Source organism: Streptomyces sp. NPDC033165 (assembly GCF_055577965.1).
The window spans coordinates 18,578-32,657 of record NZ_JBVIPK010000010.1 but is presented as its reverse complement, the minus strand read 5'-3'; the positions used below and the strand labels follow the sequence as shown (position 1 = coordinate 32,657).

Below are 14,080 nucleotides of genomic sequence, written 5' to 3'. Positions count from 1 at the left end.
CGGTCGGGTCAGGGGGCAGGAGGCCTGCCCGGGGCAGGCAGGTGAAGGCGTTCGCGGATGAAGCGTACGGCCGTCTCCGCGTCGTCGACCGTGACGGTGAAGGTCCGGCCGTCGGCGAGGTGCAGGATCATGCCCTCGCCCTTGCGCACGACGACGGCGGTGCCCTGTTCGGGCCGCCAGCGGTAGCCCCAGCCGCCCCACTCGCGCGGGTTGATCCTCGGGACGAATTCCGCCCCGACGACGTGGTCGAGCAGGATCCTGCGGCGCGGCAGACCGGCGTGGCCGCAGCGGACCTCCAGGGCGCCCCCGTCGACCTTGACGGCCACGTGGACGAAGGCGAGCGTTCCGTAGAGGATCAGCAGACCGACGGCGACGCAGCCGATCACGGACATGAGCAGCGGGGCGAAGCCCGAGGTCCAGGTGGAGCCGACGGCCAGCTCGATGCCCAGCGCCATGCAGGCCGCGCCCACGAGGGCCAGCAGCCACTGCAGCCGATTGGTGGCCCGGCCGTTCCACTCCGCGGGCGGCACCTGGCTCGACCCGTGCCTCGCATGCTCGGCGTGGTCCGTCATATTCAGCAGCGTAACCGCGATCCGGGCGGTCGGCCGGGGCACGAGCGCCCTTCGTGGCGATCGGACCCGGTCAGGAAGCGGGGGCGACGGCCGTCAGGTTCCGGCCCTCGGCGTAGGCCAGGGCGGCTTCCGGCAGACTGCCGGGGCGGCCGCTGAGGAGAACGGTGAGCGCGCCGGCCGGTTCGGCCGTCGGGGCGGGGGCCGCTCCGATCCGGCGCAGCGCCTGGGCGGCGACCGCTCCGGCGGAGGCGTGCAGGGCGAGCGGCGGACGGCCGGGCCGTTGCACGGCGTCGCGGATGCGGGTCGCGACCAGCTCGTAGTGGGTGCAGCCGAGGACGACGGCCCGCACGTCGGGCGGGGTGAGGGCGGCGGCCGCCGCGACGGCCCGGTCGATCCCGGCCTCGTCGCCGTGCTCCACGGCGTCGGCGAGCCCGGGGCAGGGCACCCCGGTGATCTCGGCGGAGCCGCCGAATTCCGCGATCAGCCGACGCTGGTAGGGGCTGCCGGTGGTGGCCGGGGTGGCCCAGATGGCGACGGAGCCGCCCCCTGCGGCGGCGGGCTTGATCGCGGGGACCGTGCCGATCACCGGAAGCGCGGGCTCCAGCTCGGCGCGGAGCGCGGCCAGTGCGTGGACGGAGGCGGTGTTGCAGGCGACGATCAGGGCGTCCGCCCCGTGGTCGGCGGCGGCCCGGGCCACCGCCAGCGCGCGGGCGGTGATCTCCTCGGGGGTGCGGGGGCCCCAGGGCATCGAGCCGGGGTCGGAGGAGAGCACCAGCTCGGCGTCGGGGCGCAGTCGGCGAACGGCGGCCGCCGCCGCCAGCAGGCCGATTCCGGAGTCCATGAGCGCGATCTTCACCCGGTCACCCTAGCCGACAACCCTTGCGGACCCGGCTCAGTGGGGCAGACTTCGGCGGATGAGCGCCGTTGCCTGGATCGCCGTGGGTTCGCTGATCGTGTGGGTGTGGCTGCTGCTGGGGCAGGGCTTCTACTGGCGCACCGACCAGCGGCTCCCCCGGCGCACCGACCCGGTGCGCTGGCCGTCGGTGGCGGTGGTGGTGCCCGCCCGGGACGAGGCGGAGATGCTCCCGGTGAGCCTGCCCTCGCTGCTGGTCCAGGACTATCCGGGCGACGCGTGGATCACCCTGGTCGACGACGGCAGCAGCGACGGCACCGGGCAGCTGGCCCGGGACCTGGCCGCGCGGCTGGGCGGGCTGCCGCTGACCGTCGTGTCCCCCGGGGAGCCGGAGGCGGGCTGGACGGGCAAGCTCTGGGCGCTGCGGCACGGGATCGCGGTGGCCCGGCAGCACAAGCCGGACTTCCTGCTGCTGACCGACGCGGACATCGCGCACGAGCCGGACAGCCTGTGCGATCTGGTGGCCGCGGCCGGCTCCGGGGGCCCGGACGGCTTCGACCTGGTGTCGCAGATGGCCCGGCTGCGGGTGGAGAGCGCCTGGGAGCGGCTTGTGGTGCCCGCGTTCGTCTACTTCTTCGGGCAGCTCTACCCGTTCCGCCGGGTGAACCGGGCCAGGTCGCGCACGGCGGCCGCGGCGGGCGGATGTGTGCTGCTGCGCACCGAAGCGGCCGAGCGGGCGCGGATTCCGGAGTCGATCAGGCAGGCGGTGATCGACGACGTGTCGCTGGCGCGGGAGGTGCGGCGCAGCGGCGGCCGGATCTGGCTGGGGCTCGCGGAGCGGGTGGACAGCGTGCGGCCGTATCCGCGGCTCCGGGATCTGTGGCGGATGGTCGCACGCAGTGCGTACGCGCAGTTGCGGCACAGTCCGCTGCTGCTCGCGGGGACCGTGCCGGGGCTGCTGCTCGTGTACGTCGCGCCGCCCGCGACCCTGGTGGCCGGGTTGCTGACGGGTGACGGGGCGGCGGCGTGGGCGGGCGGCGCGGCGTGGGCGGTGATGACGGCGACGTATCTGCCGATGCTGGCGTACTACCGCCAGTCGCTGTGGCTGGGGCCGCTGCTGCCGTTGACGGCGGTGCTGTACCTGCTGATGACCGTGGACTCGGCGGTCCAGCACTACCGGGGGCGGGGCGCGGCCTGGAAGGGCCGTACCTACTCCCGGCCCGACCCGGACACGACGCCCGACGCCGCGCCCGGCCGGTGACGCCACGGGGCAGCGGGCGCCGGGTCCGGCCGGGCGGCGGGGCGGGTCTCGCGGGTCACTTGCGGCCGGGCGTCCAGTTCATGCCCCAGCCGTAGGCGGCGTCGATGGTGCGCTGCGGGCTCACTCCGCGGTCCGGGACGAGGTAGCGGGCCTCGCGCTGGACGGTGAGGTCGCCGCCGTTGTTGGTGATCAGCGCCAGGGCGCAGACGCTGGAGGGCACGGTGCATTCGTCGAGGGAGAAGTCGATCGCCGCGCCGTTCTGCGGCTGGAGGGTGACCGTGGCGTGGAGATCGGCGAAACTCCGGGCGCCCTCATAGATGGTGACGAAGATCAGTACGCGCCGGAGCAGGTCCTTGCGGTCGAGGTTGATGGTCATGTTCTCACCGGTGCTCAGCGCACCGGTGCGGTCGTCACCGTCGAGATGGATAAAGGGCGGCTGGCTCAGCGAACCGAACGCGTTCCCGAGAGCCTGCACCACTCCCTTGCGCCCGTCGGTGAGTTCGTACAGGGCGCAGAGATCAAGATCGAGATCGGCGTGCATCGCGACGGCCCGGCCGAGTTTCGCTCCCCACCCCTTGAACTGTTTGCGTACTTCCCAGTTCAGATTGACGCGCAGCGCTCCGGAGGTGCCGCCCTGCTTGGCGAGGGAGACGGCCGGTGCGCTCTTCGTCAGCGTGATCTTGGTCAGGCGTACGGGCGGGGCCGCGGGCGGGGCGGGCGGGGCCGCAGGAGCGGGCGGTGTGGGCGCGACCGGCGCGGGTGCGGGCGGTGCCACGGGGGCGGGCGGGGGCATGGCCGCCACGGGGGCGGGCGCGGAAGGCTGGGGCTGCGCGGACGGCTGGGCCTGCTGCGGTTCGTCGACGGAGATACCGAAGTCCGTCGCCAGCCCTTCGAGCCCGGTGCTGTAGCCCTGTCCCACCGCGCGGAACTTCCAGGCGCCCTGGCGCAGGTACAGCTCGCCGAGGATGAAGGCGGTCTCGACCGTGGCGTCGGTGCTGTCGAAGCGGGCCAGCTCCGCCCCGCCCGCCGCGTCCGTGATCCGCACGTACAGCCCGCTCACCCGGCCGAAGGTGCCGCCGTCCGCCGAGGCCGCGACGACGATGCGCTCGATCCCGGGCTCGACCTTGCCGAAGTCGACGACGAGCGTGTCGGTGACCCGGTCGGGAGCCGTCCGCTTACCCTCGTGCCGGACCGCGCCGGAGCCGTGGGCCGGCTGGTTGTAGAAGACGAAGTCCGCGTCACTGCGGACCTTTCCCGCCACCAGGAGGAGGGCGGAGGCGTCGACGTCGGGGGCGCCCGGCGCCGCGTGCCACCCCAATTCGACGCGTACGGTGCCGGCCGGCACCGGAACGTTGGTTCCTTTTTGCATGGTCATGCTCGCCCCATCACGAGTCCGGCTGCCCGCAGGCTTTCCTCCACAACTTAGACCCACGGGCGATCGGAGGGCCGCACCCGCCCGAAGACCGCCCCTGGTCCCCTGGCGGCAGGACGATCCGGGCCGTCGGCCCGAAGGGCGGCGGCCCGGATCGTCACGGCGGACTCCGTTGGCGGACGGCCTGGCGAGGGGGCCTTCACCGTCCGGAGCGACGGCGGCGACGGCGGCCTCGCGCGGTGTGCCGTCCGTCGCCGGTACGGGGTCGTGGACGGCGCCGCTGTGCGTGCCCCAGGCCTCCAAGGCGGCGCGGCAGGCGTGGTCGACGTGGCGCAGCCGTGTGAGGCCGAGCTCCACCGGCCGGCCCTTGGGCAGGGCCTCCAGGGTGTCGAGGATCAGGGGCAGGCGCAGGAAGGTGACGCTGCCGCCGAGGGCGACCGTGGTGCGATCGGCCTGCTCATCAATGTCCAGACGGACGGCCGAGGTCTCCCACGCCGTCCTGACTACGGCCATCCCGATGCCGAGCAGGACACCCATGAACATGTCCGTGAGGATGATCGCCGACGCGGTCACCACCAGGACCACGGCCTCGCCGCGGTGATCGCGCCAGAGCGGGCGGATGGTCGAGACGGGGATGAGTTTGGCCCCTGCGTGGATGAGGACGCCGGCGAGCGTGGCCACCGGGATCAGTGCGAGCACGGCGGGGAGCAGGGCCGCGAACAACAGCAGCCACCCACCGTGCAGGATCCGCGACGCCTTGGTGCGCGCACCTGCCTGCACGTTGGCCGCACTGCGCACGATGACGGCGGTCATGGGCAGCGCGCCGGGAAGGCCGCAGATGGTGTTGCCCGTTCCCTGGGCGACGAGTTCCTTCTTCGCCACGACGTGCCGTGCGCATCGCGCATTGGGTCTATCGCTATTCGCTTCCCGCCCGAGTGCGTCGACGCTGTTCCCGTTCACCGGCGGGAGCGCACCCCGAAGCCATCGCCCACCAGCGGAAAGACCCCTGCCGTTAAGGAACGCTTTAACGATGTTTCGGCGGGCCGGGCGCACAGAACCAGCGTAAATCGGATAACCCAAAGATTGGGGCTCCCCATACAGCACATCGTGGGCTTAACTTAGGTGGCATGACGTCCCCCCGCTCCACCTTCGGCGGCGGCTACTACGCCGCGTCGTTCCCCGACACTCCGATCTACGACTCCCTGGTCGCGGAGCGGGGAACCCCTCAGATCGCCCCCATCCGTGTGCCGGCCGCCTATGACACCGGCAGCAGCTATCTGCCGGCCCTGCCGTCGGCGCTTCCGGCCCTTCCCGCGGCCCCCTCGCAGCCCATCGGCTACGGCTACCCGCAGCAGCCGATGCCGCAGTACCAGCAGGCCCCGGCGCAGCACGCGCCGATGCAGCCCGCCCAGTTGCAGCACGCGCCCGCGCCGTACATCCCGCACCAGCCCCAGGCGCAGCGGCCCGCGCCCGGCACCGGGTACGAGGCGATGCGCCCGGCATCGCCGCGGCCCGCACCGGCCCCCTCGCCGTACGAGGACCCGTACAACCGGCCGTACCAGAGCCGGGGGTACTGAAGCCCCTGGCACCTCTGACACCGTGCGGCGGCTCCGCGCCGGGGGACGCACCGGACGTCGGTCGCATCTGCGTGACGAACGCTCCGGATGCCGCGCGTACGGTGTCAGAGGTGGCTGGCAGGATGAACGCATGAGCCATCCCTCCCTCCGGGCCATCCGGATCTATCCCGTCAAATCGCTCACCGCCCGCGTGGCCGACGCGGTTGCCGTCGAGCCGTGGGGACTCGATGGCGACCGCCGATGGATGCTGGTCGACAAGGCGGCGAGGGCGCTCACGCAGCGTCAGCAGCCGTTGATGGCCCGCATCTCGGCCGAGCTGCTGTCCGGGGGCGGCCTGCTCCTGTCCGCGCCGGGCCGCCCGCCCCTGCGCGTCGAGGTGCCGGAGCCGGAGCGCACGATCACCGTGGAGCTGCACCGGGACACGGTGGTGGTGGCGGAGGCGTCGGACGACGCCCACGCCTGGTTCAGCGAGGTCCTCGACTGCGAGGTCCGGCTCGTCCATCTCGACGAGCCGTCGCACCGCAGACACGTCGACCCGGAGTTCGCACGCCCCGGCGACACCGTCTCGTTCGCCGACGGATATCCGCTCCTCCTGACCACCACGGCCTCCCTGGACGCACTCAACGCCCTTGTCGCCGCGGGCGACCGGCCCGAGGAGGGTCCGCTGCCCATGGACCGCTTCCGGCCGAATGTGGTGGTCGGGGGCACCGAACCATGGGCCGAGGACGGCTGGCGGCGGATCGCCGTCGGCGAGGTCGCCTTCACGGTGGCCAAGCCCTGCGGCCGCTGTGTGATCACGACGACGGACCAGGAGACGGCCGAGCGGGGCAAGGAGCCGCTGATCACGCTCGCCCGCCACCGCCGGTTCGGCAAGCAGTTGGTCTTCGGCCAGAATCTGATCCCCGAGGGGACGGGAGTGATCCGGGTCGGGGACCCCGTCCGGATCCTCGACTGAGGGCCGTGGGCCGTGGGGGGAACGGGCGTGTGGGGACTGTCGGCGCTGCTGCGCGGGCGGCGCAATCTGCTGCGCCGCGCCACCGACCGTCACGAGGGGTGGGTGACGATCGGCGCACTGCTGCTGATGGTGCTGGGCGCCCCGGCGGCGGGCTGGGCGGGCGGTGCGGCCGCCGACGCCTCGCTCCAGCGGTCGGTGAGTGCCCAGCACGCGGAGCGCCACGCCGTCGACGCGGTCGTGGTGCACCCGGTGCCGGGACGGGAGCGGGGCGGCGGCGACCCCGGAGCAACCGCCGAACGCGCCGCGCGGACCTGGGTGGTGGCGTCCTGGCAGGCCCCGGACGGCAGTAGGCACACGGAGAAGGTGGCCACCGCGTCACGGCCCGTCGGCCCCGGTTCCCCGGTGCGGATCTGGACGGACGAGGCGGGTGTGCCGGTGGAGCCGCCGATGGACGGCCGCACGGCCCGGTCGCACGCGGTCCTGGGCGGCGTCGGTGCGTTCCTGCTCGCTGTCGGATGCGTCGAGGCGGGCAGGCGGCTGGTCGTAGCCCGGATGGTGCGGGCGCGGTACGCACGACTGGACCGCGAGTGGGCCGCCACGGGCCCGGACTGGGGCAGAGCCGGTACGGGCGGCTGACCACGGGCCCGCTTCGGCTCTCCCTCGGCCCTCCTTCGCCTCTCCCTCGGCTCTGCTTCGGCTCTGCTTCCGCCGGAGGGGCATCGGCAACATCACTCCGAGGAGCCGACTCGTCAACTCCCGCCCCTCCCGCGCGCTACGGTGGTGCGACCCCGTCCGCCCGACAGCTCGGCGGGCGGACGGACCCGAGGCATCGCACAGCACGAGGTGGGGGCACAACAACGCCATGGCACAGGGCACGGTCCAGGTGACGCACACCGGCACATCGCGATGGCGCCGCCGCACGGGCGAGTACGCCTCCCTCTCCGCGGCCCTGGAGGCGGCAGCCGACGGCGACGTCCTCACCGTCGCGCCCGGCACCTACCGGGAGAACCTCGTCATTCACCGCGCGGTGACCCTGCGCGGCCCCGAGGGATCGGTCGGCTCCGTGCGGATCGCGCCGGTCGACGGCGTACCGCTGACCGTGCGCGCCTCCGCCGTCGTCCAGGACCTGCACATCGAGGGCCAGGATTCGGCGGCCCCCGCCCTGCTGATCGAGGACGGCACGGCAGACCTCTGCGACCTGCGGATCGTAACCAGGTCCGCCGCGGGCATCGAGGTGCGCGGCGCGGCCCGGCCCACCGTGCGGCGCTGCACCGTCGACAACCCGGCCGGGGTCGGCATCGCCGTACTGGACGGTGCGGGCGGGATGTTCGAGAAGTGCGAGATCGTCTCGGCGGGCCAGTCCGGGATCTCGGTCCGCGACGGCGGCCATCCGCGTCTGGACCGCTGCCGGATCCACCACACCTCGGGCGCGGGCATCGGCGTCACCGGCGAGGGCAGCGGCCTGGAGGCGTTCGGCTGCGAGGTGTACGAGATCAAGGGCAGCGGCATCCAGATCACCGCCCGCGCCTCGGCCCACCTCACCGACTGCACCGTGCACCGCACCTCGGCGGACGGCATCACCCTGGACACCGACGCGGTGCTGACGCTCGCCGACTGCGACATCCACGACATCCCGGAGAACGCCGTGGACCTGCGGTCGCGGTCGGTGCTCACGCTGACCCGCTCCACGGTCCGCCGCTTCGGCCGCAACGGGCTCTCGGTCTGGGACCCGGGCACCCGGGTGGACGCCAACCAGTGCGAGATCCACGACAGTACGGGCGACTATCCGGCGGTCTGGGTCAGCGACGGGGCGACGGTGATACTGGACGCCTGCCGGGTGCACGACGTCCCTGACGCGATCTTCGTCCTCGACCGGGGCTCCCGCGCCGACGTCGTGGACAGCGACCTCTCCCAGATCCGCAACACCGCCGTCTCCGTGAGCGACGGGGCCACCGCCCAGCTGGACGACTGCCGCATCCGGGAGGCGTCCACCGGGGCCTGGTTCCGCGACCACGGCAGCGGCGGCACGCTGAACAACTGCACGATCGACGCGGCGCAGACCGGGGTCATCGTCACCAAGGGCGCGGACCCCACCATCGAGCGCTGCACCGTCACCTCGCCCGCCGAGGCGGGGTTCTACGTCTCGGCCGAGGGCCGGGGCACCTTCGAGAGCTGCCGGGTGACGGGCACGGAGGGCTACGGCTTCCACATCATGGAGGGCTGCCGCACCACTCTCACCCGCTGCCGCACCGAGCGGTGCGCCCGGGGCGGCTACGAGTTCCCCGAGGGCGACGGCGCCTCGGCGACCGGCCCGATCGTCCAGGACTGCACGAGCGACGAGAGCGGTCTGCGTACGGCACCGGCCCCGGCGCCCGCGGTGCTGACGGCCACCCTCTCCACGCCCGGGCTGCTGAACACGATGCCCGGACAGCGCGCGGTCGAGCCCGCCGCCCCCGATCCGGCCGCCCCGGCGGAGCCCGCCCGTGATTCCTCGGCGGTCCTCGGCGAACTGGACGCGCTGGTGGGGCTGGACAGCGTCAAGCGCGAGGTGCGGGCGCTGACCGACATGATCGAGGTCGGCCGCCGCCGCCAGGAGGCCGGGCTGAAGGCCGCTTCGGTCCGCCGCCACCTCGTCTTCACCGGCTCCCCCGGCACGGGCAAGACCACGGTCGCCCGGCTGTACGGGGAGATCCTGGCCGCGCTCGGGGTGCTGGAGCGCGGCCATCTGGTGGAGGTGTCCCGGGTCGACCTGGTCGGCGAGCACATCGGCTCCACGGCGATCCGGACCCAGGAGGCGTTCGACCGGGCACGCGGCGGGGTGCTCTTCGTCGACGAGGCGTACGCCCTCTCCCCCGAGGACTCCGGCCGGGACTTCGGCCGGGAGGCCATCGACACGCTGGTGAAGCTGATGGAGGACCACCGGGACGCGGTGGTCGTGATCGTCGCCGGGTACACCCACGAGATGGAGCGGTTCCTCACCGTCAACCCCGGTGTGGCCTCCCGTTTCTCCCGGACCATCACCTTCAGTGACTACGTGCCCGAGGAGCTGCTGCGGATCGTCGAACAGCAGGCCGAGGAGCATGAGTACAGCCTGGCCGACGGGACCGGGGAAGCGCTGTTGAAGCACTTCACCGCGCTCCCCAAGGGCCCCGCGTTCGGCAACGGCCGCACCGCGCGCCAGACCTTCGAGTCGATGGTGGAGCGGCACGCGGGCCGGGTCGCCCAGCTCGCCGAGACGAGCACGGACGACCTGACCCTGCTCTACCCGGAGGACCTTCCCGAACTGCCCTTCTGACCGCCTTTCTGCATCCGCGCCTCCGCCGGTCCCTGCGGCTGTCCCTCCGCCTGGCGGGGCACGATCGGGCCCAGCTCTTCCAGGAGGGCGGCCCGCTGCTCGGCGAAGGCCGGATCGGCCTGGTAGTCGGAGTGGCCCAGGATCGGTTCGGGCAGCGGGAGCTCGGTGGTCCGCCCGTAGGCCAGGGGGTCCTTCAGCGGCCCCCGGTCGACGCCGGGGTCGGGGTCGGTGCTGATACGGACGGGCCCGCCGATCGGGTCGGTGGCCCGCCACAGATTGCGCCAGCAGTGCACCGAGCGGTGCAGCCCGAGCAGGGGCACGGGGCCGAAGTAGGCGGGGAACCACCGTCCGTACAGCCGCTCCAGGGGCGACCCGTAGGTGAGCAGCCCGACCCGGCGGCGGACCGCGTCGGGCAGCTGCCACACGGCGGAGGCCGCGAGGACGCTGCCCTGCGAGTGGCCCGATATGACGAGCCGGCCCCGGGGCATGGTCGTGGTCCAGGCCGACATCCGGGAGGCGAGGTCGGGTACGGCGCGCTCGGCGTAGCAGGGGGGTGCGAAGGGGTGGGCGGCGCGCGGCCAGAAGGTGCCGACGTCCCAGAGTATGCCGATGGTGCGGCGGGCCGAGGCGTCCTTGTAGGCGCGGCGGCCCCCCGCGACGAAGAGCACGAAGCCCAGGCCGACCAGCCAGGACCCCGTCGACTGCGCGGCCTCGGCGAGTGATTCGAGGAGCGGCACGCTCCCGTCCGCGGCCCGGCCCGGCACCTCGTTGCTGCGCCAGGAGCCGACGATCGCACCCGCCCCGAGCAGCAGGGTGGCGGCGGAGACCACGCCGACGATCCAGGGTGCGGAGTCGGTGAGGGCGGCGGTGGCACGGATGCGGGCGATGCGGCGGGTCCGGGCGCGGTCGGGCGGTTCGGGGGCGTACTCCGCCTCGACGAGCGGTCCGAGGCGGCGGGCGGTGCGCGCGGTGCGGACGACGAGCGCCACGACCGGGAAGAGCAGGAGCAGCAGGAGGACCGGAATGACGGAGGCCTGCCAGCTGAGCAGAACGGGCGGCCCGGCCATGTCGGCCTGGTCCATGCCCGGGGTACCTGGCCCGTCGAGCCAGTCGGCGACGCGCTGGGCGACTCCGCCGGTCATCACACCGCCGAGGGCGCAGGCGAGCATGGCGACCGCGGGGCCGCCGAGTCCGTACAGGATGGTGCGGGGTTCGGGAGTGCGGCGGTGGAGGCTGCGGGCGACCAGGGCGAGCGCGACGACGAGGACGCCCTGGCCGAGGGCGAGGAGCCGGAAGGCGGTCTCGCCGGGCAGGCTGCCCGAGGACTGCCAGGCCGGGCGCGACCAGGACGCGTGAAGGACGGCGAGGGCGAGCAGGACCAGTGCGGAGCCGGGCAGGTAGGTGGTCAGGGCGCCGTCCAGCCGGGTGTCGCGGACCCGTTCGCTGCGCCCCCGGCGGCAGACGACCCACACGGCGACGAGGCCGCACAGCACGATGCCTCCCTCGACGGCCGCGCCGAGCGCCTGGGGCACCGGACTGTCGGGGGTCCGGTCGTAGCGGGCGGCGGCGCCGGTGACCGCCGCGGCGACGGTCAGGAATCCGATCGCCGTGTGGGCGGCCCGGAGCCGGGCGACGAGCCGGCGGCCGTACCAGAAGCCGGGGCGGCCGAGCGCGGGGCGGACCGGGGCGGACGGCCGCCTCCGGTCTCCGTCGGCGTCCGGGGCGGGCACAGTGAGGGGGCTGGGCGCGTCGGGGGCGAGGGAGTCCGGGGCGGGGGCACCGGGGCCGTGGGCCTCCTCCGCCCCGTCGGGGTCGTTCCCGTCGACGTCCGTACCGTCCAGGGGGCCCTGGGACTCGTACGCGCTCCAGGTGCGGTGGGACAGATACCACAGGAGCCCCACCAGAGCCGTGGGCAGAAGGGCCGCGAAGGCGATCCGCCGCCCTGGCTGTGACCACCAGCTGCCCTGATGTTCCGACAGAAAGCCCAGCCAGGAACGGCGTTCGGCGCAGCTCCGGGTGCCCGCGCACTGCCAGGCCACCAGGTCCAGGGCGACTTCGCAGGCCGCCGCGGTCAGCAGCACCGTCAGGCTGAGCGCGACGAGCCGCACCAGGACGCCGTACAGCCGGACCGCGCGGGTGCGGCCGGTGGCGGTGGGGCGCATCCAGTGGGCGAGGTTGACCACCATGAACGGCAGGAGCAGCAGCCACAGGGCACGGGAGCTGTTGCCGGAGGTGAGGCCGGACCAGCAGTACGCCTCGGCGACGGGCTCGTCCCGGTAGCGCTCGGGGTGCTTCTCGCCGTGGGCGTCGTCGGTGCGCCGGTACACGGCGGCGGTCGCGTCCCCGGTGACCCGGACCGTACGGGGATCGCCCAGCACCTCCTGCGGGGTGGCGCCGCCGACGCCGTGGACGAGCAGTTCCAGCGCTGTTCCGGTGGCCTGCGCGGGGGGTGGGGTGGCGGGAGACAAGGGAGACTCTCTCTCGGACGCGTCGGGCCTGGCGGCGGACGGGGAATCGGGGAAGCAGTACGCGGAGGCGGAGGTGCGGGCCCCTGAGCCGGACCCAGGATCGCGGGCTCGGGGCGGGCGCGTGAGCGGTCTCACGGAATCTCCCCAGGTGGTACGCGGGACATGCCTGCGTGGCAGGATGAGCGTGTGTCGCAGACCTCTGCGGACCGTACGGCCAGAGGGAAGGAACGGACCCGGCGTTGAGCGGGAATCAGAACCTCCTCGCGGAGCAGCGCCGTGCGCTGATCCTCGACGAGGTGCGCAGGCGGGGCGGGATCCGGGTCAACGAGCTGACCCGCAAGCTGAACGTCTCCGACATGACGATCCGTCGGGACCTGGACGCGCTGGCCCGGCAGGGTGTCATCGAGAAGGTCCACGGCGGCGCGGTCCCGGTCGTCGAGCCGAGTACGCACGAGCCCGGGTTCGAGGCGAAGTCGGCGCTGGAGCTGAGCGCCAAGGAGGACATCGCGCGGGCGGCGGCGGCACTGGCAGTGCCCGGCAGCGCGATCGCGCTCTCGGGCGGGACGACGACGTTCGCGCTGGCCCGGCATCTGCTGGAGGTGCCGGATCTGACGGTGGTCACCAACTCGGTTCGGGTGGCGGATGTGTTCCACGACGCGCAGCGTCCGGCCGCCGGACGGAACACGCGCCCCGGGGCGGCGACGGTGGTGCTGACGGGCGGGGTGCGTACGCCGTCGGACTCGCTGGTGGGTCCGGTCGCCGACCGGGCCATCGACGCGCTCCACTTCGATGTGCTGTTCCTCGGTGTGCACGGCATCTCGACCGAGGCGGGGCTGTCGACGCCCAATCTCGCGGAGGCCGAGACCAACCGCCGCTTCGTCCGGGCGGCGCGCCGGATCGTGGTGGTGGCCGACCACACCAAGTGGGGGACGGTGGGCCTGAGTTCCTTCGCCGCGCTGGAGGAGGTCGACACGTTCGTCACGGACGCGGGTCTGGCTCCCGAAGTACGCGAGGAGATCGCGGAGCATCTGCCGGGTCTGCTGGTGGCGGGCGAGTCCCCCGCCACCACCTCGCCCTCCGGTGCTTCGCCCGCCTCGGGGGGCTGACCGGGGGGGGCCGGTTCTGATGCCGCGTGGGGCTCCGCGGATTCCGTTCGGCTCGCCGCAGCCCCGCCGGCCCCCATAGGATCGCAGGGTGGCCGTCTTCCGGATCGAGCGCTTCCCCCCTCTTCCCGCAGCCGAGGCCTGGCGCCGGGTGACCGACTGGGAACGGCACGCCGCGCAGGTGCCGTTGACCGCGATCTCGGTGCCGACGGGACTGCCCACGCAGGTCGGGACGGTTTTCGTGGCGCGTACGGGCCTGGGGCCGCTGGCCTTCGACGACCCGATGGAAGTGGTGCGGTGGACCCCGCCCGCCGGTGGCCGGGCCGGGGTGTGCCGGCTGGAGAAGCGGGGGTCGGTGGTGCTGGGGCGGGCCTCGATCGATGTGCTTCCCACGGATTCCGGTTCCCATGTGGTGTGGGTCGAGGAGCTGCGGGTGCGGCTGGTGCCGGGGTGGGGTGACCCGCTCATCGCCTCCGCCGGGCGCCGGGTGTTCGGCAGGGTGCTGGACGCGCTGCTCGCCTCGCCCGGCACGACCTGAGGTCTGCCCCGGCGCACCCCGGAGATCACCGACGATCGGTCGGCCGTTCCCGTTCGGGTGATGCGGCCGTCACATGTTTGACTCGT

General features: G+C 73.5%; 11 protein-coding genes and 1 pseudogene. 7 read left to right on the top strand and 5 right to left on the bottom strand.

What is annotated here, in order from left to right:
• Positions 1–8 precede the first annotated feature (8 nt).
• Complete coding sequence (locus tag ACZ5WC_RS23000; RefSeq protein ID WP_311118455.1) at positions 9–572, bottom strand: hypothetical protein; 564 nt, start codon at positions 570–572, stop codon at positions 9–11.
• Between the two features lie 70 nt (positions 573–642).
• A complete protein-coding gene (locus tag ACZ5WC_RS22995; RefSeq protein WP_468542545.1) occupies positions 643–1,428 on the bottom strand; it encodes a glutamate racemase in 786 nt (261 codons plus the stop codon).
• A gap of 58 nt (positions 1,429–1,486) precedes the next feature.
• Between ACZ5WC_RS22995 and ACZ5WC_RS22990 the strand changes: the two genes are divergently transcribed.
• Positions 1,487–2,686 (top strand): glycosyltransferase, encoded by a 1,200-nt coding sequence (locus tag ACZ5WC_RS22990; RefSeq protein ID WP_468542544.1) that lies wholly within the window; start codon positions 1,487–1,489, stop codon positions 2,684–2,686.
• A 55-nt stretch (positions 2,687–2,741) separates the two neighbouring features.
• On the opposite strand, the gene ACZ5WC_RS22985 is transcribed toward ACZ5WC_RS22990, so the two are convergent.
• Positions 2,742–4,061 (bottom strand): TerD family protein, encoded by a 1,320-nt coding sequence (locus ACZ5WC_RS22985; protein WP_468542704.1) that lies wholly within the window; start codon positions 4,059–4,061, stop codon positions 2,742–2,744.
• Positions 4,062–4,685: 624 nt separating this feature from the next.
• Positions 4,686–4,940 (bottom strand): annotated as a pseudogene (locus ACZ5WC_RS22980) (SulP family inorganic anion transporter); the annotation flags it as partial.
• Between the two features lie 245 nt (positions 4,941–5,185).
• Here ACZ5WC_RS22980 and ACZ5WC_RS22975 point away from each other — a divergent pair.
• The 4 genes from ACZ5WC_RS22975 (at position 5,186) to ACZ5WC_RS22960 (ending at position 9,885) form a co-directional block, all read left to right on the top strand.
• Positions 5,186–5,635, top strand: a complete 450-nt coding sequence (locus ACZ5WC_RS22975; protein ID WP_468542543.1) for a DUF6643 family protein — start codon at positions 5,186–5,188, stop codon at positions 5,633–5,635.
• A 130-nt stretch (positions 5,636–5,765) separates the two neighbouring features.
• Complete coding sequence (locus tag ACZ5WC_RS22970) at positions 5,766–6,590, top strand: MOSC domain-containing protein (protein WP_468542542.1); 825 nt, start codon at positions 5,766–5,768, stop codon at positions 6,588–6,590.
• Positions 6,591–6,617: 27 nt separating this feature from the next.
• Positions 6,618–7,226: an Rv1733c family protein gene (locus tag ACZ5WC_RS22965; RefSeq protein WP_468542541.1), complete on the top strand. Its 609-nt coding sequence runs from the start codon at positions 6,618–6,620 to the stop codon at positions 7,224–7,226.
• A 226-nt stretch (positions 7,227–7,452) separates the two neighbouring features.
• The gene (locus tag ACZ5WC_RS22960) at positions 7,453–9,885 is read left to right on the top strand and encodes a right-handed parallel beta-helix repeat-containing protein (protein WP_468542540.1); all 2,433 of its coding nucleotides are present in this window, start codon (positions 7,453–7,455) and stop codon (positions 9,883–9,885) included.
• Here the strand turns inward: ACZ5WC_RS22960 and ACZ5WC_RS22955 are convergent.
• Complete coding sequence (locus ACZ5WC_RS22955) at positions 9,852–12,353, bottom strand: hypothetical protein (protein WP_468542539.1); 2,502 nt, start codon at positions 12,351–12,353, stop codon at positions 9,852–9,854. The two genes, ACZ5WC_RS22960 and ACZ5WC_RS22955, sit on opposite strands and share 34 nt — an antisense overlap.
• A gap of 239 nt (positions 12,354–12,592) precedes the next feature.
• Between ACZ5WC_RS22955 and ACZ5WC_RS22950 the strand changes: the two genes are divergently transcribed.
• The gene (locus ACZ5WC_RS22950; protein WP_468542538.1) at positions 12,593–13,459 is read left to right on the top strand and encodes a DeoR/GlpR family DNA-binding transcription regulator; all 867 of its coding nucleotides are present in this window, start codon (positions 12,593–12,595) and stop codon (positions 13,457–13,459) included.
• An 88-nt stretch (positions 13,460–13,547) separates the two neighbouring features.
• A complete protein-coding gene (locus ACZ5WC_RS22945) occupies positions 13,548–13,994 on the top strand; it encodes an SRPBCC family protein (protein ID WP_468542537.1) in 447 nt (148 codons plus the stop codon).
• Positions 13,995–14,080: the final 86 nt, after the last annotated feature.